Below are 19,656 nucleotides of genomic sequence, written 5' to 3' on the forward strand. Positions count from 1 at the left end.
ATAAACACGAGCCATCACTGGTGTCGGCTGCGATTAATCGGCACACTCCGAAACAGCTTTTCGCGGGTTCACGGACAAGGAAGCGCCACCCCATGATTTCCATCTACCAACTCAAACCGCGGTTTCAAAACCTGCTGCGCCCGCTTGTGCAGCGCCTCTACGACAACGGCACTACCGCCAACCAGATCACCGTGCTAGCCGGCGTTATTTCCCTGCTGGTGGGGTTGTTGATCGCAGGCTTCGCCCAACACCTCTGGCTGTTTGCGTTGATCCCTTTATGGATGATCGTGCGCATGGCCCTCAACGCCATCGACGGCATGCTCGCTCGAGAATTCGGCCAGCAGTCACGCCTCGGCGCTTACCTCAATGAACTGTGCGATGTGATCGCCGACAGCGCGCTGATCCTGCCCTTTGCCCTGATCCCCGGCGTGAGCCCGGTGCCGGTGGTGCTGGTGACACTGCTTGCGGTCTTCAGCGAGTACGCCGGTGTGATGGGGCCGATGGTGGGCGCATCGCGTCGCTATGACGGGCCGATGGGCAAGAGTGATCGAGCTTTTGTACTGGGTGTACTGGCCACCGGCGTGGCGCTGGGCTGGCTCGGCGCCGGTTGGGTCGAGGCGGTGATGTGGCTGGTCGCCGCCATGCTCGCCTATACCTTGGTCAACCGGGTGCGCCAGGGCCTCAAAGAACAGCCACAAACTCCCCCTTCTGCATAAGGAATTTGCGATGCGCGAACAGCAAGAGCACACCTTCAGTACCCATGATGGCGTCGAGCTTTTCTACCGGCACTGGCCGGCCACGGCAGACGCCGGGCCGCGCAAGGCAATCCTGTTGTTCCATCGCGGCCATGAGCACTCCGGACGTATTGCCCACCTGGTGGATGAACTGGACTTGCCGGGGTTTGATTTCTTCGCCTGGGACGCCCGCGGCCACGGCCAATCCCCCGGCGAGCGCGGCGACAGCCCCAGCTTTGCCACCAGTGCCCGTGATGTGCAGACCTTCTGCGACCATATCGGCGCCACCTACGGCATCGAAGAGCAAAACCTGGCCGTGATCGCCCAAAGCGTCGGCGCGGTGATCGCGGCCACCTGGGTTCACGACTACGCGCCAAAAATCCGCGCCCTGGTGCTCGCCTCGCCGGCCTTCAAGGTCAAGCTGTACGTGCCCTTCGCCCGCCCGGGCCTGGCCTTGATGCGCAGGTTTCGTGGCAACTTTTTCGTCAACAGCTACGTCAAGGCCAAGTTCCTCAGCCATGACCCGGAACGTGTGGCGTCCTACGACAGCGACCCGCTGATCACCAAAGCCATCTCGGTGAATGTGCTGCTGGGTCTGTACGAAGCGGCCGACCGGGTTGTAGCCGACGCCCAGGCGATCCAGGTGCCGACCCAGTTGCTTATCTCCGGCTCCGATTTTGTGGTGCACCGTAAACCCCAGCAGCAATTTTTCGACCGCCTCGGCAGCCTGAAAAAAGAGCTGCATATCCTCCCTGGGTTTTTCCACGACACCCTCGGTGAACGTGACCGAGCCGTGGCCGTGAGCAGCGCCAAACGCTTTATCTTGCAGAACTTCGCACACCCGCTGGACCGCGCCTCTCTACTGGACGCCGACAAACTTGGCGCCACCTGCGCCGAATCCGAATCCCTTGCCGCGCCACTGCCACGCAATTCCCTGCGCGACCTCTACTGGCGCATGACCCGCGCCAGCATGGGCCTGGGCAAGAACCTGTCGGACGGCGTGAAACTGGGCTTCGACACCGGTTTCGACTCCGGCAGCACGCTGGACTACGTGTATCGCAATAAGCCTACCGGCAAGGGCGGGCTGGGGCGGATGATCGACACCAACTACCTCAACTCCATTGGCTGGCGCGGTATTCGCCAGCGCAAGCTGAACGTCGAGGAACTGCTGCGCCTGGCCATGACCAAGCTGCGTGACGAGCACCGCGAGGTCCGTATCGTCGATATCGCCGCCGGCCACGGCCGTTACATCCTTGAAGCCTTGCAAGGCGTATCGCCGTTGCCGGAGTCGATCCTGCTGCGCGACTACAGCGACATCAACGTGCGCGATGGTGGCGCGCTGATTCGCGAGAAGGGCTTGGGGGACATCGCCCAGTTCGTCAAAGGCGATGCGTTCGACCGCGCTGACCTGGCCGCCCTGGACCCCAAGCCGACCCTGGCCGTGGTGTCTGGCCTGTATGAGTTGTTCGCCGATAACGCCATGGTCGGTGGTTCACTGGCGGGGCTGGCCGACGCCGTGGAGCCGGGGGGTTACCTGGTCTACACCGGGCAGCCGTGGCACCCGCAGTTGGAGCTGATTGCCCGCGCGCTCACCAGCCACCGCCAGGGCCAGGCCTGGGTGATGCGTCGGCGCAGCCAGGCGGAAATGGACCAGTTGGTTGAAGCCGCGGGCTTTCGCAAGATCACCCAGCGCGTGGATGAGTGGGGCATTTTCACTGTGTCCCTGGCACAGAAGATCTGAACATGCGCGAACCCGGTTTATTGAAACCAGCGGTGCTCTGGCTGCTGCTGTTGGCGCCGCTGTTTTTCAGCACCTACGGCTTCGCCACCTGGGTCACCAGCCAGCGCAGCGACGTCGGCACGCTGGTGTTCGGCTGGGAAAGCCATATGCCGTTCTGGGCCTGGACCATCGTGCCCTATTGGTCCATCGACCTGCTCTACGGCTTCTCTCTGCTGCTGCCCAATACACGGCATGAGCTGAAACAACATGCACTGCGCCTGCTGAGTGCGCAGGTGATTGCCGTCAGCTGCTTCCTGATCTGGCCGCTGCGCTTCACCTTTGAGCGGCCAGAGCTGGACGGGGTGTTTGGCTGGCTATTCGCGGTGCTGGCCGGTTTCGACAAACCGTTCAACCAGGCACCTTCGCTGCATATCGCACTGCTGGTGATCCTGTGGGTCATGTACCAGCGGCACATCCAGGGGGGCTGGCGCTGGGTGGTGCACGGCTGGTTTGCGCTGATCGGCATCTCGGTGCTGACCACTTATCAACATCACTTTATCGACTTACCCACAGGCGCCCTCGCGGGGTGGCTGTGCGTGTGGTTATGGCCAGTGGAGCACCCGAGCCCATTGTTGAGTGCGCGGTTGACGCGGGATACCCAACGCTGGCGCCTGGCTGTGCGCTACGGGCTGGGCACGCTATTACTGCTGGCACTTGCCCTGGTACTGGGCGGCGGCTGGCTGTGGCTGCTGTGGCCAGCGGTTTCCCTGGGTTTGATCACCGCCAGCTACCTTGTGATCGGCGCGTCGGGCTTTCAAAAACGTGCGGATGGCCGCCTTACGCCTGCAGCCCGCTGGTTGTATGCGCCTTATTTAGCGGGTGCGTGGGTCAATTCGCGGCTGTGGACACGCAAACATCCACAGCCGGACCTGATTGTGGATAACGTCTGGCTGGGGCGCATTCCTACGGCCAGCGAGCAGGGCTCGTTCAGGGCCATTGTCGATCTGTGCGCCGAACTGCCGATTAATCCACTGGGCCGCGCTTATGCCTGCGTGCCGGTACTGGACCTCGTCACCCCGACAGCCGACGAATGCCTGAAAGCCGCACACGCCATTGAACGCCTGCGAACGAGCGGCCCCTTGCTGGTGTGCTGCGCCCTCGGTTACTCCCGTAGCGCCACTGCTGTCGCCGCCTGGCTGCTGAATACTGGCCGAGCCGCCACGGTCGATGAAGCACTGGCTATTATTCGTACAGCACGGGCCACTGTGGTCCTGCACCCCGCACACCGTAAAGCGTTGGAGGGTTTGCACCATGCACCCTGATATGGAACTCCAGATAGTTGCCAGCCTGCTACGCCGTGGCCGTTCCCTGGATCAGTTATCCACAGGCCTGACGTTGCTCGGCATACTGTTCGGCCTCGCCCAATTGTTGTTGGCCAGTATCTCGACGATCTGCCTGCTGCTGGCCCTGTGGATGATCGTGCTGGGCCTGCTGCAAAAGTACTGGGCGCTGCGAGTGGCCTTCGACGCCGACCTGTTCGCCATGCTGGCCCGCGACGTTACCCGCACTCCAGACCTTGACCAGGCCCTGCAAACCCTCGGCCTGCAATCGTCCAAGCGAGCCGGTCGGCCGTGGACCGAACGCCGCCGTGGCGCCCTTAAACTGTTGCGTAAACAAGCCTGGTTGCTGGGCGCCCAAGCGCTGCTGACCTTGGGCGTCATCCTCGCCAGCCCTTGGCTGCCTTTCGCCGGATAAGGAATTCCCATGTTCGAACCCGTGGTCGCCACGCTGATTACCTCCATGGCCCGCACCGTCACCGGCGCTCGCAGCCTGTGGCTGGGGTGCGCGCCAGTACCGGTGCAACGCATCTATTTCGCCAACCACAGCAGCCACGGTGACTTCGTGCTGGTGTGGGCGTCGCTGCCGCAGAACCTGCGCAAATTCACACGCCCGGTGGCCGGCAGCGATTACTGGAACAAGAGCGCGCTGCGCCGCTACATCATCAACCGGGTGTTCAATGGCGTGCTGATCGACCGCGAGCGCAAAGAGCCTGTGGATAACCCATTGCTGCCCATGCTCGCGGCTCTGGAAGGCGGTGACTCGCTGATCATTTTTCCTGAAGGCACGCGCAATCTGGAGGATGGCTTGCTGCCGTTCAAAAGCGGTTTGTATCACCTGGCAAAAAGTTACCCACAGGCCGAGTTGGTCCCCGTGTGGATAGCCAACCTCAACCGGGTCATGCCCAAGGGTCGCGTATTGCCACTGCCGTTGTTATGCACAACCAGCTTCGGTGCGCCCCTGCAATTGGGGGAAGGTGAAGACAAAGCCGCATTCCTCGCCCGTACCCGCGATGCCCTGCTCGCCCTCGCCCCGGAGCACTCCTGAAATGGATAGCCAAACCCTGATGTTGTTCGGCGGCATCGGCGCGATCCTGGTCATCGCCTCGCTGATCGGCCTGATCCTCAAGCTGCGCACCCGTGGCAGCCCCAACGCAGTCCTCGACAACCTCAACGCCCGCATCAACGCCTGGTGGGTGATGGTGGTGGTGATCGGCATCGCCTTCTGGCTCGGCACCGGTGCGGTGATCCTGCTGTTCTACGCCGTGTCGTTCTACGCCCTGCGTGAATTCCTGACCCTCACCCCGACCCGGCGCAGCGACTACCCGGCCCTGGTGGCCGCGTTCTACCTGGCCCTGCCGCTGCAATACGTGCTGATCTACGCCGACTGGTATGGGCTGTTCTCGATCTTCATCCCGGTGTACGTGTTCCTGCTGCTGCCGATCCTCGCCTCCCTTGGCGGCGACAGCACACACTTCCTGGAACGCGCCTCGAAGGTGCAATGGGGGCTGATGATCGCGGTGTTCTGCGTGTCCTTCGTCCCTGCCCTGCTGACGTTGGACATCCCCGGCTACGAAGGCCGTAACCTGTTGTTGATCGCTTACCTGGTGATCGTGGTGCAACTCTCGGACGTGCTGCAGTACGTATGCGGCAAGCTGTTCGGCAAACACAAGATCGCGCCTAACCTGTCACCGTCGAAAACCGTGGAAGGTTTTGTCGGCGGCATCCTGTTGTCGTCACTGATCGGTGCAGCGCTGTGGTGGACCACGCCGTTCAACCCTTGGCAGTCGTTCCTGATCGCGCTGCTGATCAACTTGCTGGGCTTTGCCGGCGGGATTGTGATGTCAGCGATCAAGCGTGACCGCGGCGTAAAAGACTGGGGGCACATGATCGAAGGACACGGCGGGATGTTGGATCGGCTGGATTCGGTGTGCTTTGCGGCGCCGATTTTCTTTCATCTTGTGCGGTACTGGTGGACCTGACCCCATCCCTTTTTCAGCACCAATGAAGATCAAAATGTGGGAGGAGGCTTGCCTCCGATAGCGGTTTGTCAGTAACTGCCTATGCTGGCTGATACACCGCAATCGGGAGCAAGCCCCCTCCCACCTTGGACTTGTGGTGCTTTCAGGGTTTAAGCAAAGTCTGAAACTGGTGCAGCAGTGATCTCGACATAGCTAGACTCCCCTCCGCCTATCGCACCCGATAGCCAGCCCCAAACGAAACTCAGCGTGGTGCGCCCGGCGTGATCCACGCCTACCGTGCCACGTGACCACCCCGCGCGCAGTTCACCTTCCAGGGTTACGCACTGAAATAGCAGCTCGATGGTCTCTGCACCGGTCACCCGCCCGACCTGCGTGCCCACGCGAATCCGGCCACCGTGGTAAGTGCTCGAAATCACGCCATCTTCGATTTGGTAATGAAACACGGTGCCGGTGCCGGACACCCCTTGGGCGTTGTTCGCGACCGCAAACCGACGATCGTGCAAACGTGCGTGGACAGTAGCAGAAGGGTGTTGCATCAGTACGCATCCTTGAATTAAGCGAATCCAAAACGTAAAAAAGGGGCTGTTGAAAACAGCCCCTTTTGGGTACGTCAGTAAGCCTTACTCCACCGTCACCGACTTAGCCAGGTTACGCGGCTGGTCAACGTCGGTGCCCTTGAGCACGGCGACGTAGTACGACAGCAATTGCAGCGGGATGGTGTAGAGGATCGGCGACAGCGTGTCGTGGATATGCGGCATGTTGATGACGTGGGTGCCTTCACCGTTGGTCATGCCGGCTTTTTCATCTGCGAAAACGATCAGTTGGCCACCACGGGCGCGTACTTCCTGCAGGTTGGACTTGAGCTTCTCCAGCAGTTCGTTGTTCGGCGCCACGGTGACCACTGGCATGTCGTCATCCACCAGGGCCAACGGGCCGTGCTTCAGCTCGCCGGCCGGGTAGGCTTCAGCGTGGATGTACGAGATTTCCTTGAGTTTCAGCGAGCCTTCCATCGCCACCGGGTACTGCGCACCACGGCCCAGGAACAGGGTGTGGTTCTTGTCGGCGAACAGCTCGGCGACTTTTTCGACGGTGCTGTCCATGGCCAGGGCTTCGCCCAGGCGGGTTGGCAGGCGACGCAGTTCTTCCACCAGGGTGGCTTCGACACCTTCGGCGAGGGTGCCGCGCACTTGGCCCAGGGACAGGGTCAACAGCAACAGGCCCACCAGTTGGGTGGTGAAGGCTTTGGTGGAGGCCACGCCGATTTCGCGACCAGCCTGAGTCAGCAGGGTCAGGTCGGATTCACGCACCAAGGAGCTGATGCTGACGTTGCAGATGGCCAGGCTGCCGAGGAAACCCAGCTCCTTGGCATTGCGCAGGGCGGCCAGGGTGTCGGCGGTTTCGCCGGACTGGGAGATGGTCACAAACAGCGTGTCGGGCTGCACCACCACTTTGCGGTAGCGGAACTCGCTGGCGACTTCGACCTGGCAGGGGATGCCGGCCAATTCTTCCAGCCAATAACGCGCGACCATACCGGCGTGGTAGCTGGTGCCACAGGCAACGATTTGTACATTGCGCACTTTGGCGAACAGTTCGGCGGCTTGCGGGCCGAAGGCGTTGACCAGCACCTGGTTCTGGCTCAGGCGACCTTCCAGGGTGCGTTGCACCACGGATGGCTGCTCGTGGATTTCCTTGAGCATGAAGTGGCGGAACTCGCCTTTGTCGGCGGCTTCGGCACCGTCGCGGTATTGCACGGCTTCACGCTCGACCGACTGACCGTCAACGTCCCAGATCTGTACGCTTTCACGGCGGATGTCGGCAATATCGCCTTCTTCCAGGTACATGAAACGGTCGGTCACCTGGCGCAGGGCCAGTTGGTCGGAGGCAAGGAAGTTCTCGCCCAGGCCCAGGCCGATTACCAATGGGCTGCCACTGCGCGCGGCAACCAAGCGGTCAGGCTGGCTGGCACTGATCACGGCCAGGCCGTAGGCGCCGTGCAGCTCTTTGACTGTGGCCTTGAGGGCCGTGGTCAGGTCACTGTGGTCTTTGAGCTTGTGGTTGAGCAGGTGGGCGATCACTTCGGTGTCGGTGTCCGAGGTGAACACGTAGCCCAGGCCCTTGAGTTGCTCACGCAGCACTTCGTGGTTTTCGATGATGCCGTTGTGCACCACCGCCAGGTCACCGGAAAAATGCGGGTGGGCGTTGCGTTCGCACGGCGCGCCGTGGGTGGCCCAACGGGTGTGGGCGATACCCAGGCGACCCGCCAGAGGCTCGCCGGCCAGAGCCTGGTCCAACTCGCTGACCTTGCCCGGGCGGCGCATACGCTCCAGCTTGCCGGCGTTGGTGAAGACGGCCACGCCTGCGCTGTCATAGCCGCGGTATTCCAGGCGCTTGAGGCCTTCGATCAGGATGGCAGTTACGTTACGTTCGGCGACTGCGCCAACAATTCCACACATGGTGTTTCTCCTAGATGACTGCCGCGCATATCAGCGTAATGCCGCGGGCTTGGATCTGGTCGCGGGCCTCAAGTGGCAGGCGATCATCGGTAATAAGGGTATGGACGCTGCTCCAGGGCAGCTCCAGGTTGGGAATCTTGCGGCCAATCTTGTCGGACTCGACCATCACCACCACTTCACGGGCGACCTCAGCCATCACACGGCTCAGGCCCAGCAGTTCGTTGAAGGTGGTGGTGCCGCGCTGCAAGTCGATGCCGTCGGCGCCAATGAACAACTGATCAAAATCGTAGGAACGCAGCACCTGCTCGGCGACCTGCCCCTGGAACGAGTCCGAATGCGGGTCCCAGGTACCGCCGGTCATTAACAGCACCGGTTCATGTTCCAGTTCGCTCAGGGCGCGGGCCACATTCAAGGAGTTGGTCATAACCACCAGCCCGGGTTGATGACCGAGTTCCGGAATCATGGCGGCGGTGGTGCTGCCGCTGTCGATGATGATGCGCGCATGTTCACGCAAGCGCACCACGGCCGCACGCGCGATGGCACGCTTGTAGGCCGAGATGGGCTGGGCGGCGTCGCCTACCAGCTCTTGGGGCATGGTGATTGCGCCACCGTAGCGACGCAGGAGCAGGCCGTTACTTTCGAGGGCGGCCAAGTCCTTGCGGATGGTGACTTCCGAAGTTTCGAAACGCTTGGCCAGTTGGTCCACGCTGACTTCGCCCTGCTCATTGAGCAAGGTGAGGATATTGTGGCGCCGCTGGGGAGTATTTCGTTTCGACATGGCAGTGATAAGTTTCGTTCCGAAAGATAACGAAGGCAATCAAAACCTATTGGCGAAAGATCGTCAAGCTGGGGCGATAACTATTTTTCGAACAACACCGGCAAATGTGGGAGGGGGCTTGCCCCCGATGACGGTGTGTCAGTCACCTGATGAGTTGACTGGTCCACCGCTATCGGGAGCAAGCCCCCTCCCACATTGGAGTTTTGACGCTGCCAAGGCTGTGGATAACTCAGGTCTTCTTGATTTTGACCGGGCGTTTCCAACCGTCGATATTGCGTTGACGGGCGCGGGCTACCGCCAGCTGGGACTTATCCACATCCTGGTTGATGGTCGAGCCTGCCGCCGTATTTGAACCATCGCCAATGGAGACGGGAGCAACCAGCGAGTTATTGGAGCCAATGAATACATCTTCACCAATCGTCGTCTGGTACTTGTTGGCGCCGTCATAGTTGCAGGTGATGGTGCCGGCACCAATGTTGGTGCGGGCGCCGATGACGGCATCGCCCAGGTAAGTCAGGTGACCGACTTTTGCACCTTCGCCGAGGTGTGCGTTTTTCAGTTCGACAAAGTTACCCACATGGGCCTTGGCCCCCAGCTCGCTACCTGGACGCAAGCGCGCAAACGGCCCTGCATCGCTGCCCTCACCCATCACGGCACCGTCGACATGGCTGTTGGCCTTGACGACCACGCCTTTGCGCAAGGTGCTGTCCTTGATCACGCAGTTCGGGCCGATGACCACATTGTCTTCAATGATCACCCGGCCTTCGAGGATCACGTTGATATCGATCAGCACGTCGCGGCCTACTGTTACGTCGCCACGCACATCGAAACGCGCCGGGTCACGCAGGGTCACGCCCTGGGCCATCAGACGCAGGCCTTCACGCAACTGGTAGTGACGCTCCAGCTCTGCAAGCTGCTTGCGGTCGTTGGCGCCCTGCACTTCCATCGGGTCGTGGGGCTGCTCAGTGGCGACCACCAGGCCATCGCTGACGGCCATCTCAATGACATCGGTGAGGTAGTACTCGCCCTGGGCATTGTTGTTGGACAGACGGCTCATCCAGTCGCCCAGCTTATCGGCAGGTACGGCAAGAATGCCGGTGTTGCCTTCGGTAATGGCGCGCTGGGCTTCACTGGCGTCCTTGTGCTCGACGATCGCGGCAACCTTGCCGTCGGCATTGCGCACGATGCGGCCATAGCCGGTAGGGTCGTCCAACTCAACGGTGAGCAAGCCCATCTGGCCAGGCACTACGTGCTTGAGCAGTCGTTGCAGGGTTTCTACTTCAATCAGCGGTACATCGCCATAGAGGATCAGCACCGTGTCGGCGGTAATGAAGGGCACGGCTTGCGCGGTAGCGTGGCCGGTGCCCAGTTGCTTGTCTTGCAATACGAAATTCAAGTCGTCCGCAGCCAGACGCTCACGGACCACGTCTGCACCGTGGCCAATCACCACATGAATACGTTGCGGGTCCAATTGCCGGGCGCTGTGGATAACATGACCCAGCATGGAGTTACCCGCGACCGGGTGCAGCACCTTGGGCAGGGCTGAACGCATACGGGTGCCCTGGCCTGCGGCGAGAATGACGATTTCAAGAGACATGAATGGCTACCAATCCTGGGCGGTCCGGGTTCAGACCAAAGAAGTGTTTTGCAAAAAAAGAAAAAGGGTAGCCGAGGCCACCCTTTTTAATCAATCACGCATGAAGTGTAACGGCAAGGCCGCTTACTTCTTGCGGATCTGCTGGAGCGTGCGCAGCTGAGCTGCAGCCTCGGCCAGACGAACTGCAGCAGCGCTGTAGTCGAAGTCTGCGCCTTTTTCGTTCAGGGCCTTCTCGGCAGCCTTGACGGCTTCCTGAGCGGAGGCTTCATCCAGGTCGCCAGCACGTTGCACGGTGTCGGCAAGTACCTTGACCATGTTCGGCTGAACCTCGAGGAAACCACCAGAGATGTAGAACACCTCTTTTTCCCCGCCTTGCTTGGTCAGAGTGATCGGACCTGGCTTCAAGCTTGTGATCAGCGGGGCGTGACCCATGGCGATACCAAGATCACCCAAGTCGCCGTGCGCTGTTACAAACTCGACCAGACCGGAGAAAATTTCCCCTTCCGCGCTGACGATATCGCAATGGACTGTCATAGCCATCTGATTGCCTCAACCTGATGAGCGCCCGTTGCCGGGCGCCTGGATTACAGTTTCTTGGCTTTCTCGATCGCTTCTTCGATGCCGCCGACCATGTAGAACGCTTGTTCTGGCAGGTGGTCGTAGTCACCGTTGAGGATGCCTTTGAAGCCAGCAATGGTGTCTTTCAGGGAAACGTATTTACCCGAGGCACCGGTGAAGACTTCAGCCACGAAGAACGGCTGCGACAAGAAACGCTGGATCTTACGAGCACGGTTTACCAACTGCTTGTCGGCTTCCGACAGCTCGTCCATACCCAGGATCGCAATGATGTCCTTCAGTTCTTTGTAACGCTGCAGCACGTACTGAACGCCGCGAGCGGTGTCGTAGTGCTCCTGGCCGATCACGTTCGGATCCAGCTGGCGCGAAGTCGAGTCGAGTGGATCGACCGCTGGGTAGATACCCAGGGAAGCGATGTCACGGGACAGAACGACGGTGGCGTCCAAGTGGGCGAAGGTGGTGGCTGGCGACGGGTCGGTCAAGTCATCCGCAGGTACGTATACCGCTTGGATCGAGGTGATCGAACCTTCCTTGGTCGAAGTGATACGTTCTTGCAGAACGCCCATCTCTTCAGCCAGGGTCGGCTGGTAACCTACTGCAGAAGGCATACGGCCCAGCAGTGCGGATACTTCAGTACCGGCCAGGGTGTAACGGTAGATGTTGTCGACGAACAACAGAACGTCGTTACCTTCGTCACGGAACTTCTCGGCCATGGTCAGGCCAGTCAGTGCTACGCGCAGACGGTTTCCCGGCGGCTCGTTCATCTGACCGTAAACCAGTGCCACTTTGTCCAGAACGTTGGAGTCCTTCATCTCGTGGTAGAAGTCGTTACCCTCACGAGTACGCTCACCCACACCTGCGAACACGGAATAACCGCTGTGCTCGATGGCGATGTTACGGATCAGTTCCATCATGTTTACGGTCTTGCCTACACCGGCACCACCGAACAGACCGACTTTACCGCCTTTGGCGAACGGGCAAACCAGGTCGATAACCTTGATGCCGGTTTCCAGCAGGTCGTTGCCGCCCGCTTGTTCTGCGAACGAAGGTGCTGCGCGGTGAATGCCCCAGCGCTCTTCGGTAGCGATCGGGCCAGCTTCGTCGATCGGGTTGCCCAGTACGTCCATGATCCGGCCCAGGGTCGCTTTACCGACCGGTACGGAGATGGCAGCGCCAGTGTCGACAACGTCCAGACCGCGCTTCAAGCCTTCGGTGGAACCCATCGCAATGGTACGAACTACGCCGTCGCCCAGCTGTTGCTGAACTTCCAGGGTAGTTTCCGCGCCTTGTACTTTCAGCGCGTTGTAGATGCTCGGTACGCTGTCGCGTGGAAATTCCACGTCGATAACGGCGCCGATGATTTGAACGATACGTCCGCTACTCATAGCTGGATCCTCTGAATATTTGAACCGTTAAACCGCGGCAGCGCCGCCGACGATTTCCGAGATCTCTTGGGTGATCGCAGCCTGACGCGCCTTGTTGTAGATCAGCTGCAAATCGCTGATCAGATCACCGGCGTTATCGGTAGCGTTTTTCATCGCGATCATCCGCGCCGCTTGTTCAGCTGCGTTGTTCTCGACCACCGCCTGGTACACCTGCGACTCCACGTAGCGCACCATCAAGCCATCAAGCAGCTCTTTGGCGTCTGGTTCGTAGAGGTAGTCCCAGTGGTGCTTGAGTTCCTGATCCGGAGTCGCCACCAGTGGAATCAATTGCTCCACGGTTGGCTGCTGGGTCATGGTGTTGATGAACTTGTTGGATACCACGGAAAGGCGGTCAATACGGCCTTCCAGGTACGCATCCAGCATCACCTTCACACTGCCGATCAAATCATTGATCGACGGCTCTTCACCCAGATGGCTGATAGCTGCAACGACGTTACCGCCGAAGTTGCGGAAAAAGGCCGCACCCTTGCTACCCACCACACACAGATCGATCTCGACGCCGTTTTCGCGGTTTACCGCCATGTCCTTGACCAGGGCCTTGAACAGGTTGGTATTCAGACCACCGCACAAACCACGGTCACTGCTCACTACCACATAACCTGCACGCTTGACGGCGCGCTCGATCATGAACGGGTGGCGGTATTCCGGGTTGGCGTTGGCCAGATGCCCAATTACCTGGCGGATACGCTCCGCATAAGGACGGCTAGCAGCCATGCGCATTTGTGCCTTGCGCATTTTGCTGACCGCCACTTTTTCCATGGCGCTGGTAATTTTTTGCGTGCTTTTGATGCTCGCAATCTTACTGCGAATCTCTTTTGCGCCTGCCATGTAACACCTATCAGGTTAGCAAGCGGGAGCCTTGCGGCTCCCGCTGCGGCTTACCAGGTTTGGGTGGCCTTGAACTTCTCGATACCGGCTTTCATGCCAGCGTCGATATCGTCATTGAAGTCACCCTTCACGTTGATCTTCGCCATCAATTCGGCGTGATCGCGGTTGAAGTAAGCAATCAGCGCTTGTTCAAAGCTGCCGACCTTGGCGATTTCAACGTCGGTCAGGAACCCACGCTCAGCGGCATACAGCGACAACGCCATGTCAGCGATCGACATTGGGGCGTATTGCTTCTGCTTCATCAGCTCGGTAACGCGCTGACCATGCTCAAGTTGCTTACGGGTCGCTTCGTCCAGGTCAGAAGCGAACTGGGCGAATGCCGCCAGTTCACGGTACTGAGCCAGAGCGGTACGGATACCACCGGAGAGCTTCTTGATGATCTTGGTCTGAGCGGCACCACCCACACGGGATACCGAAACACCGGCGTTCACAGCAGGACGGATCCCGGAGTTGAACATGGCCGATTCCAGGAAGATCTGACCGTCAGTGATGGAAATCACGTTGGTCGGAACGAACGCGGAAACGTCGCCAGCCTGGGTTTCGATGATCGGCAGTGCGGTCAGGGAACCGGTTTTGCCGGTCACTGCGCCGTTGGTGAACTTCTCTACGTATTCTTCCGAAACGCGGGAAGCGCGCTCCAGCAGACGGGAGTGGAGATAGAACACGTCGCCTGGGTAGGCTTCACGGCCTGGTGGACGGCGCAGCAGCAGGGAAATCTGGCGGTAAGCCACTGCTTGCTTGGACAGATCGTCATAAACGATCAGCGCGTCTTCACCGCGGTCGCGGAAGAATTCACCCATGGTGCAACCGGAGTACGGTGCCAGGAATTGCAGCGCAGGAGATTCCGAAGCACTGGCAGCCACGATGATCGTGTTGGCCAGGGCGCCGTTTTCTTCCAGCTTGCGAACCACGTTGGCGATGGTCGATTGCTTCTGACCGATGGCTACGTAGACGCAGAAAATGCCGCTGTCTTTCTGGTTGATGATCGCGTCGATCGCCAGAGCGGTTTTACCGATCTGACGGTCACCGATGATCAGCTCACGCTGGCCACGGCCGACCGGGATCATGGCATCGACAGCCTTGTAGCCAGTCTGTACAGGCTGGTCTACCGACTTACGCCAGATCACGCCTGGAGCAACTTTCTCGACCGCGTCGGTCTCGGTGTTGCCCAGTGGACCTTTACCGTCAACAGGGTTACCCAGTGCGTCGACTACGCGACCCAGCAGTTCCTTACCAACCGGAACTTCCAGGATGCGGCCTGTGCACTTGGCGCTCATGCCTTCAGCCAGACTGGTGTACGCGCCCAATACAACGGCACCTACGGAGTCTTGCTCCAGGTTGAGGGCCATACCGTAGACGCCGCCCGGAAACTCGATCATCTCGCCGTACATTACGTCGGCCAGACCGTGAATCCGCACGATGCCGTCAGATACGCTGACGACAGTGCCTTCGTTACGGGCTTGGGAGGTCACATCGAGCTTGTCGATGCGGCCCTTGATAATTTCACTTATTTCGGAAGGATTGAGTTGCTGCATTGCTCTGCTGCCCCTTCAAACTCAAGATTTCAATGCTTCGGCAAGTTTCGCGATTTTGCCGCGAATCGAGCCATCGATAACCAGGTCGCCGGCACGGATAACAACACCACCAATCAGGGATGCGTCCTCCGAAGCTTGCAGGCGCACTTCCCGATTGAGTCGTGCACTGAGAACCTTGGCGAGTTTGTCTTGCTGTTCTTGGTTCAATGCGAAAGCACTGGTCACTTCAACGTCTACCGATTTCTCTGCTTCGGCCTTGTACAGGTCGAACAGAGCGGCGATCTCCGGCAATAGCGGGAGACGGTCGTTTTCGGCAATGACGTGGATGAAGTTCTGCACCTTCACATCAAACTTGTCGCCGCACACTTCAATAAAAGTGGCGGCCTTGTCTGCGCTCGTCAGGCGCGGGGCCTTGAGCACGCGCTGCATGGTGTCGTCTTGCGACACTGCTGCAGCCAGGCCGAGCATGGCTGACCAAGAGGCCAGCTGCTGGTGGGCCTGGGCGTGCTCGAAGGCTGCCTTAGCGTAAGGTCGGGCCAACGTGGTCAGTTCTGCCATGATCGCCCTCGCTTAAATTTCAGCAGCCAGTTTGTTAACCAGCTCCGCGTGCGCGTTTTGATCGATTGTGGCACCGAGGATCTTCTCAGCACCGCCGACCGCCAGAGCACCCAGTTGGGCACGCAGCGCGTCTTTGACGCCGTTCAGTTCCTGTTCGATCTCGGCATGAGCCGAAGCCTTCACACGGTCAGCTTCGACGCGGGCTTTTTCAACAGCCTCTTCGACGATCTGGTTACCGCGTTTCTTGGCTTGCTCAATGATCTCGGCTGCCTGTGCTTTAGCTTCGCGCAGTTGCTGACCCACTTTCTCGTGGGCCAACTCCAGGTCGCGAGCTGCACGGCTGGCAGCGTCCAAACCATCCGCGATCTTCTTCTGACGTTCGTGCAAAGCCGCGATGACCGGAGGCCACACGAACTTCATGCAAAACACTACAAAAATGAAGAACGCAACGGATTGGCCAATCAGGGTTGCATTAATGTTCACGCCAACACCTCGCTCATTCGTTGTCCATCACCCCAATCACTCGAAAATTCGAGTGATTAGCCAGCGAGTTGACCAACGAAGGGGTTCGCGAAGGTGAAGAACAGTGCGATACCAACGCCGATCATGGTCACGGCGTCGAGCAGGCCGGCGACGATGAACATTTTAACTTGCAGCATTGGGACCATTTCTGGCTGACGCGCTGCGCCTTCCAGGAATTTGCCGCCCAGCAGGCCGAAACCAATGGCAGTACCCAGGGCGCCCAGGCCGATCAACAGTGCAACAGCGATAGCGGTTAGACCAACTACAGTTTCCATCTTTCCTCCCGACTTTTACGTCGTATGGTTTAGGTTTTTTAGATTTTAAAGCGGTAAAACAAATCGTTTCATAGCCCTGTTGGGCCACCTTCCCGTTTGACCGGGAAGGACATCAGACTAGTCGAGACTGGTCTTAATGGTTCTCTTCGTGCGCCATCGACAGATAGACGATGGTCAGCATCATGAAGATGAAGGCCTGCAGGGTAATGATCAGGATGTGGAACACAGCCCACGCCCACTGCAGTACTACGCCCAGGCCGCTAAGCCAGAGCAGACCGCTGCCGAACATCACAGCGATCAGAATGAACACCAGCTCGCCGGCATACATGTTGCCGAACAGTCGCAGAGCCAGGGAAATCGGCTTGGCGATCAGGGTCACGAATTCCAGCAGGAAGTTCACCGGGATCAGCAGGGCTTGAACGAAGATGTTCTTGCTGCCGAACGGGTGCAGGGTCAGTTCGCCGATGAAGCCGCCGATGCCCTTGACCTTGATGCTGTAGAAAATGATCAACGCGAACACCGACAGGGCCATGCCCAGGGTAGCGTTCGGGTCAGTGGTGGATACGGCACGGAATGGGATGTGCGGATCGCCGGAGATCGCCATGGCCAACTGAGGAATCCAGTCCACCGGGATCAGGTCGACGGCGTTCATCAGGAATACCCAGACGAAGATGGTCAGTGCCAACGGTGCAATCACCGGGCTACGGCCATGGAAGCTGTCTTTCACGCTGCCATCGACGAATTCGACCAATACTTCAACGAAGTTCTGCAAAGCACCTGGCTGACCGGAAGTCGCCTTCTTTGCCGCCATGCGGAAAATCAGGACGAAGATCAGACCCAATGCGACCGACCAACCCAGAGTATCCAGGTGGAAAGCCCAGAAACCCATTTCTTTGGCTTCTGCTGCGGTGTGGGCAAAGCCCCAGCCGCCATTAGGAAGCTGACCGAAGGTCAGGTTCTGCAAGTGGTGCTGGATATAGCCCGAAGCGGTTGTTTCTGCCATGGTTGCCTCAAACGCCCTAAGGTTTCGAAAGTCTTGTTTTCATTAGCAGGGGAGCGAACCAGCTGACCAGTTGGGTCAACACGAAGACGCCGAATACAGCCAGCGGCGCCAATGGCTTCACACCTGCAAAGGTCAGTGCAAACAGCACTGCCGTCAAAATCAGTTTCCCTGCTTCGCCGGCATAAAAAGACCGCACGATAGCCTGGGCTGCTCGGGCGCCGGAAAACCGAAAGGCCCTGTGAGCAAAATACATATTGGGCAGCAAGGCTATCAGGCCTCCGCAGAGTCCTGAATATCCGGCTACGACTCCATGCCAGTACCAAAGCGCCAAAGCGGCGATCAGCAAAATGACAAATTGAGCCAACAAAACCGGAAAAACAGCCAAGCGATGGAACGGCAACGTGTTTGGCGTGCGGGTTTCCATCACTCTTGCTCCTCAATGGTCGGCTGCCGGAAATCAATAACTTGGCATAATTTGTGCCGACAAAATGCGCGCAGAGTATAGGGGCGGTTCTGCCCCTATTCAACTGTCGGGTAGTGATTTCCGATCACGCGCTACATAAGCAAATGTTTCAGCGGATGTGGGCAAGGACGCCCTGAAGCTCATCGAGGGAGTTATATCCGATGACCAGTTGGCCTTTGCCCTTCTTGCCGTGGCGAATTTGCACCGCAGAGCCTAGCCGCTCGGCCAGGCGCTGCTCGAGGCGCGCGATATCCGGATCAGGTTTGGCGGTTTCAACCGGTGCAGGTTTACCGCTGAGCCACTGGCGAACCAGGGCCTCGGTCTGACGAACGGTGAGCCCTCGTGCGACAACGTGTCGCGCCCCTTCAACCTGTTGATTTTCCGGCAAACCCAGCAAAGCACGAGCGTGGCCCATTTCCAGATCGCCATGGGACAACATGGTCTTGATGACTTCCGGCAAGGCGATCAGACGCAGCAAGTTGGAAACCGTGACACGGGATTTTCCGACCGCCTCGGCCACTTGTTGCTGGGTCAGCTGAAATTCCTGCTGCAAACGCTGCAACGCGATCGCTTCTTCGATCGGGTTGAGGTCCTCACGCTGGATGTTCTCGATCAACGCCATGGCGATGGCAGTTTCATCCGGCACATCGCGCACCATCGCCGGGATGGTTTCCTTGCCTGCCTGTTGGCTGGCGCGCCAGCGACGTTCACCGGCGATGATCTCAAAGCGACCGCTGCCAATTGGGCGCACCACAATCGGTTGCATCACGCCCTGGGCCTTGATCGAGTTGGCCAGTTCTTCCAGCGCCTGGGGATCCATGTCCCGCCGCGGCTGGTATTTGCCGCGCTGGATCAGATCCAGGGGCAAGTGCTGCAGCTCGCGCTCGTCGGCCTGCACCGCTTGTTCTTCAAGCGATGTGACGGTAGGACCACTCAGGAGTGCATCCAGTCCACGTCCGAGACCTCGTTTCTTGACGGCCATGGGGATTCCTTAAGTTGGCTGGGCTGCAGCGGTGCGTGAATTGCGGCGTTGACGACGAACCATCTCGCCAGCCAGCGCCAGGTAGGCAATGGCACCACGCGAGGATTTATCGTACGCCAGCGCGGGCATGCCATAGCTTGGTGCTTCGGCCAGGCGGATGTTGCGTGGAATCACGGTGTCGTACAACTGATCGCCAAAATGTTCCTTGAGCTGCGCCGAGACATCGTTCATCAGGCTCAGGCGCGGGTCATACATGGTCCGCAGCAGGCCTTCGACTTTCAGGTTCGGGTTGAGCAACTCAGCGATACGCTTGATGTTATCCACAAGGTCGCTCAAGCCCTCAAGGGCGAAGTACTCGCACTGCATGGGGATAATCACCCCATCGGCGGCAACCAGCGCGTTGAGTGTGAGCATCGACAGCGACGGCGGGCAGTCGATCAAAATGTAGTCGTAATTCTCGCGGATAGGTGCCAAGGCGCTGCGCAGACGGCTTTCTTTCATCTGCATTTCCAGCAACACCACTTCCGCCGCGGTCAAATCGCGGTTGGCCGGCAGCAGTTGGTAACCACCGTGCTCGGAATAGTGCATGGCCTGGGCCAGGTCACATTCACCAATCAGCAAATCGTAGACCGAGTTTTCAAGGCCGTGTTTATCCACACCGCTACCCATGGTGGCGTTGCCCTGTGGATCGAGATCGATCAACAGCACCCGACGCTTGGTGGCGACCAGGGATGCTGCGAGGTTGATACAGGTGGTGGTTTTACCCACACCACCTTTCTGGTTCGCAATCGCGAATACCTTAGCCATT

At 59.2% G+C, this 19,656-nt stretch carries 21 protein-coding genes; 6 read left to right on the forward strand and 15 right to left on the reverse strand.

The window, feature by feature from the left end; all coding sequences use genetic code 11:
- Nucleotides 1-92: 92 nt before the first annotated feature.
- The 6 genes from LJX92_RS26835 to LJX92_RS26860 are packed head-to-tail and all read left to right on the forward strand — an operon-like array spanning nt 93 to nt 5,773.
- Nucleotides 93-716, forward strand: a complete 624-nt coding sequence (locus tag LJX92_RS26835; RefSeq protein ID WP_032878626.1) for a CDP-alcohol phosphatidyltransferase family protein — start codon at nt 93-95, stop codon at nt 714-716.
- A 10-nt stretch (nt 717-726) separates the two neighbouring features.
- The gene (locus tag LJX92_RS26840) at nt 727-2,475 is read left to right on the forward strand and encodes a bifunctional alpha/beta hydrolase/class I SAM-dependent methyltransferase (protein WP_148853760.1); all 1,749 of its coding nucleotides are present in this window, start codon (nt 727-729) and stop codon (nt 2,473-2,475) included.
- Between the two features lie 2 nt (nt 2,476-2,477).
- The gene (locus tag LJX92_RS26845; protein WP_032878623.1) at nt 2,478-3,776 is read left to right on the forward strand and encodes a phosphatase PAP2/dual specificity phosphatase family protein; all 1,299 of its coding nucleotides are present in this window, start codon (nt 2,478-2,480) and stop codon (nt 3,774-3,776) included.
- Nucleotides 3,766-4,209 (forward strand): hypothetical protein, encoded by a 444-nt coding sequence (locus LJX92_RS26850; protein WP_032878622.1) that lies wholly within the window; start codon nt 3,766-3,768, stop codon nt 4,207-4,209. The genes LJX92_RS26845 and LJX92_RS26850 overlap by 11 nt, the downstream gene beginning before the upstream one ends.
- A gap of 9 nt (nt 4,210-4,218) precedes the next feature.
- Nucleotides 4,219-4,839 (forward strand): lysophospholipid acyltransferase family protein, encoded by a 621-nt coding sequence (locus tag LJX92_RS26855; RefSeq protein ID WP_228309152.1) that lies wholly within the window; start codon nt 4,219-4,221, stop codon nt 4,837-4,839.
- 1 nt (nt 4,840) lies between these two features.
- Nucleotides 4,841-5,773, forward strand: a complete 933-nt coding sequence (locus tag LJX92_RS26860; protein WP_228309153.1) for a phosphatidate cytidylyltransferase — start codon at nt 4,841-4,843, stop codon at nt 5,771-5,773.
- Between the two features lie 149 nt (nt 5,774-5,922).
- Here LJX92_RS26860 and LJX92_RS26865 read toward each other — a convergent pair whose 3' ends face one another.
- From LJX92_RS26865 to LJX92_RS26935, 15 genes are all read right to left on the reverse strand, one after another.
- The gene (locus LJX92_RS26865; RefSeq protein WP_032878619.1) at nt 5,923-6,309 is read right to left on the reverse strand and encodes a hypothetical protein; all 387 of its coding nucleotides are present in this window, start codon (nt 6,307-6,309) and stop codon (nt 5,923-5,925) included.
- Nucleotides 6,310-6,393: 84 nt separating this feature from the next.
- Nucleotides 6,394-8,226: a glutamine--fructose-6-phosphate transaminase (isomerizing) gene (gene glmS, locus LJX92_RS26870; RefSeq protein ID WP_005792598.1), complete on the reverse strand. Its 1,833-nt coding sequence runs from the start codon at nt 8,224-8,226 to the stop codon at nt 6,394-6,396.
- 10 nt (nt 8,227-8,236) lie between these two features.
- The gene (locus LJX92_RS26875; RefSeq protein ID WP_032878617.1) at nt 8,237-9,004 is read right to left on the reverse strand and encodes a DeoR/GlpR family DNA-binding transcription regulator; all 768 of its coding nucleotides are present in this window, start codon (nt 9,002-9,004) and stop codon (nt 8,237-8,239) included.
- A 229-nt stretch (nt 9,005-9,233) separates the two neighbouring features.
- Nucleotides 9,234-10,601 (reverse strand): bifunctional UDP-N-acetylglucosamine diphosphorylase/glucosamine-1-phosphate N-acetyltransferase GlmU, encoded by a 1,368-nt coding sequence (gene glmU / locus LJX92_RS26880; protein WP_223017800.1) that lies wholly within the window; start codon nt 10,599-10,601, stop codon nt 9,234-9,236.
- Between the two features lie 123 nt (nt 10,602-10,724).
- A complete protein-coding gene (locus LJX92_RS26885; RefSeq protein WP_005792601.1) occupies nt 10,725-11,141 on the reverse strand; it encodes a F0F1 ATP synthase subunit epsilon in 417 nt (138 codons plus the stop codon).
- A 44-nt stretch (nt 11,142-11,185) separates the two neighbouring features.
- A complete protein-coding gene (atpD, locus tag LJX92_RS26890; RefSeq protein ID WP_003195827.1) occupies nt 11,186-12,562 on the reverse strand; it encodes a F0F1 ATP synthase subunit beta in 1,377 nt (458 codons plus the stop codon).
- A gap of 27 nt (nt 12,563-12,589) precedes the next feature.
- A complete protein-coding gene (atpG, locus tag LJX92_RS26895) occupies nt 12,590-13,450 on the reverse strand; it encodes a F0F1 ATP synthase subunit gamma (RefSeq protein WP_005792602.1) in 861 nt (286 codons plus the stop codon).
- Between the two features lie 50 nt (nt 13,451-13,500).
- Nucleotides 13,501-15,045: a F0F1 ATP synthase subunit alpha gene (gene atpA, locus LJX92_RS26900; protein ID WP_003195831.1), complete on the reverse strand. Its 1,545-nt coding sequence runs from the start codon at nt 15,043-15,045 to the stop codon at nt 13,501-13,503.
- Nucleotides 15,046-15,066: 21 nt separating this feature from the next.
- On the reverse strand, nt 15,067-15,603 hold the full coding sequence (locus LJX92_RS26905) for a F0F1 ATP synthase subunit delta (RefSeq protein ID WP_003195833.1): 537 nt from the start codon (nt 15,601-15,603) through the stop codon (nt 15,067-15,069).
- A gap of 12 nt (nt 15,604-15,615) precedes the next feature.
- Nucleotides 15,616-16,086, reverse strand: a complete 471-nt coding sequence (locus LJX92_RS26910; RefSeq protein ID WP_003195835.1) for a F0F1 ATP synthase subunit B — start codon at nt 16,084-16,086, stop codon at nt 15,616-15,618.
- Between the two features lie 56 nt (nt 16,087-16,142).
- Entirely contained in the window at nt 16,143-16,400 is a 258-nt protein-coding gene (atpE, locus tag LJX92_RS26915) for a F0F1 ATP synthase subunit C (RefSeq protein WP_002555987.1), read from the reverse strand.
- A gap of 133 nt (nt 16,401-16,533) precedes the next feature.
- Nucleotides 16,534-17,403: a F0F1 ATP synthase subunit A gene (atpB, locus tag LJX92_RS26920; RefSeq protein WP_003195886.1), complete on the reverse strand. Its 870-nt coding sequence runs from the start codon at nt 17,401-17,403 to the stop codon at nt 16,534-16,536.
- 16 nt (nt 17,404-17,419) lie between these two features.
- The gene (locus tag LJX92_RS26925) at nt 17,420-17,827 is read right to left on the reverse strand and encodes a F0F1 ATP synthase subunit I (protein WP_010565865.1); all 408 of its coding nucleotides are present in this window, start codon (nt 17,825-17,827) and stop codon (nt 17,420-17,422) included.
- 148 nt (nt 17,828-17,975) lie between these two features.
- The gene (locus LJX92_RS26930) at nt 17,976-18,848 is read right to left on the reverse strand and encodes a ParB/RepB/Spo0J family partition protein (protein ID WP_057701858.1); all 873 of its coding nucleotides are present in this window, start codon (nt 18,846-18,848) and stop codon (nt 17,976-17,978) included.
- Between the two features lie 9 nt (nt 18,849-18,857).
- On the reverse strand, nt 18,858-19,655 hold the full coding sequence (locus LJX92_RS26935) for a ParA family protein (RefSeq protein ID WP_005792605.1): 798 nt from the start codon (nt 19,653-19,655) through the stop codon (nt 18,858-18,860).
- Nucleotide 19,656: the final 1 nt, after the last annotated feature.

Origin of the sequence: Pseudomonas sp. HN8-3 (assembly GCF_020790195.1) — a bacterium.
Lineage (GTDB): Bacteria > Pseudomonadota > Gammaproteobacteria > Pseudomonadales > Pseudomonadaceae > Aquipseudomonas > Aquipseudomonas synxantha_A.

Bases quoted from the DNA above. Each gene is read 5' to 3' on its own strand.
- LJX92_RS26835 (WP_032878626.1), top strand. From the start codon at position 93: ATGATTTCCATCTACCAACTCAAACCGCGGTTTCAAAACCTGCTGCGC.
- LJX92_RS26840 (WP_148853760.1), top strand. From the start codon at position 727: ATGCGCGAACAGCAAGAGCACACCTTCAGTACCCATGATGGCGTCGAG.
- LJX92_RS26845 (WP_032878623.1), top strand. From the start codon at position 2,478: ATGCGCGAACCCGGTTTATTGAAACCAGCGGTGCTCTGGCTGCTGCTG.
- LJX92_RS26850 (WP_032878622.1), top strand. From the start codon at position 3,766: ATGCACCCTGATATGGAACTCCAGATAGTTGCCAGCCTGCTACGCCGT.
- LJX92_RS26855 (WP_228309152.1), top strand. From the start codon at position 4,219: ATGTTCGAACCCGTGGTCGCCACGCTGATTACCTCCATGGCCCGCACC.
- LJX92_RS26860 (WP_228309153.1), top strand. From the start codon at position 4,841: ATGGATAGCCAAACCCTGATGTTGTTCGGCGGCATCGGCGCGATCCTG.
- LJX92_RS26865 (WP_032878619.1), bottom strand. From the start codon at position 6,309: ATGCAACACCCTTCTGCTACTGTCCACGCACGTTTGCACGATCGTCGG.
- glmS (WP_005792598.1), bottom strand. From the start codon at position 8,226: ATGTGTGGAATTGTTGGCGCAGTCGCCGAACGTAACGTAACTGCCATC.
- LJX92_RS26875 (WP_032878617.1), bottom strand. From the start codon at position 9,004: ATGTCGAAACGAAATACTCCCCAGCGGCGCCACAATATCCTCACCTTG.
- glmU (WP_223017800.1), bottom strand. From the start codon at position 10,601: ATGTCTCTTGAAATCGTCATTCTCGCCGCAGGCCAGGGCACCCGTATG.
- LJX92_RS26885 (WP_005792601.1), bottom strand. From the start codon at position 11,141: ATGGCTATGACAGTCCATTGCGATATCGTCAGCGCGGAAGGGGAAATT.
- atpD (WP_003195827.1), bottom strand. From the start codon at position 12,562: ATGAGTAGCGGACGTATCGTTCAAATCATCGGCGCCGTTATCGACGTG.
- atpG (WP_005792602.1), bottom strand. From the start codon at position 13,450: ATGGCAGGCGCAAAAGAGATTCGCAGTAAGATTGCGAGCATCAAAAGC.
- atpA (WP_003195831.1), bottom strand. From the start codon at position 15,045: ATGCAGCAACTCAATCCTTCCGAAATAAGTGAAATTATCAAGGGCCGC.
- LJX92_RS26905 (WP_003195833.1), bottom strand. From the start codon at position 15,603: ATGGCAGAACTGACCACGTTGGCCCGACCTTACGCTAAGGCAGCCTTC.
- atpE (WP_002555987.1), bottom strand. From the start codon at position 16,400: ATGGAAACTGTAGTTGGTCTAACCGCTATCGCTGTTGCACTGTTGATC.
- atpB (WP_003195886.1), bottom strand. From the start codon at position 17,403: ATGGCAGAAACAACCGCTTCGGGCTATATCCAGCACCACTTGCAGAAC.
- LJX92_RS26925 (WP_010565865.1), bottom strand. From the start codon at position 17,827: ATGGAAACCCGCACGCCAAACACGTTGCCGTTCCATCGCTTGGCTGTT.
- LJX92_RS26930 (WP_057701858.1), bottom strand. From the start codon at position 18,848: ATGGCCGTCAAGAAACGAGGTCTCGGACGTGGACTGGATGCACTCCTG.
- LJX92_RS26935 (WP_005792605.1), bottom strand. From the start codon at position 19,655: ATGGCTAAGGTATTCGCGATTGCGAACCAGAAAGGTGGTGTGGGTAAA.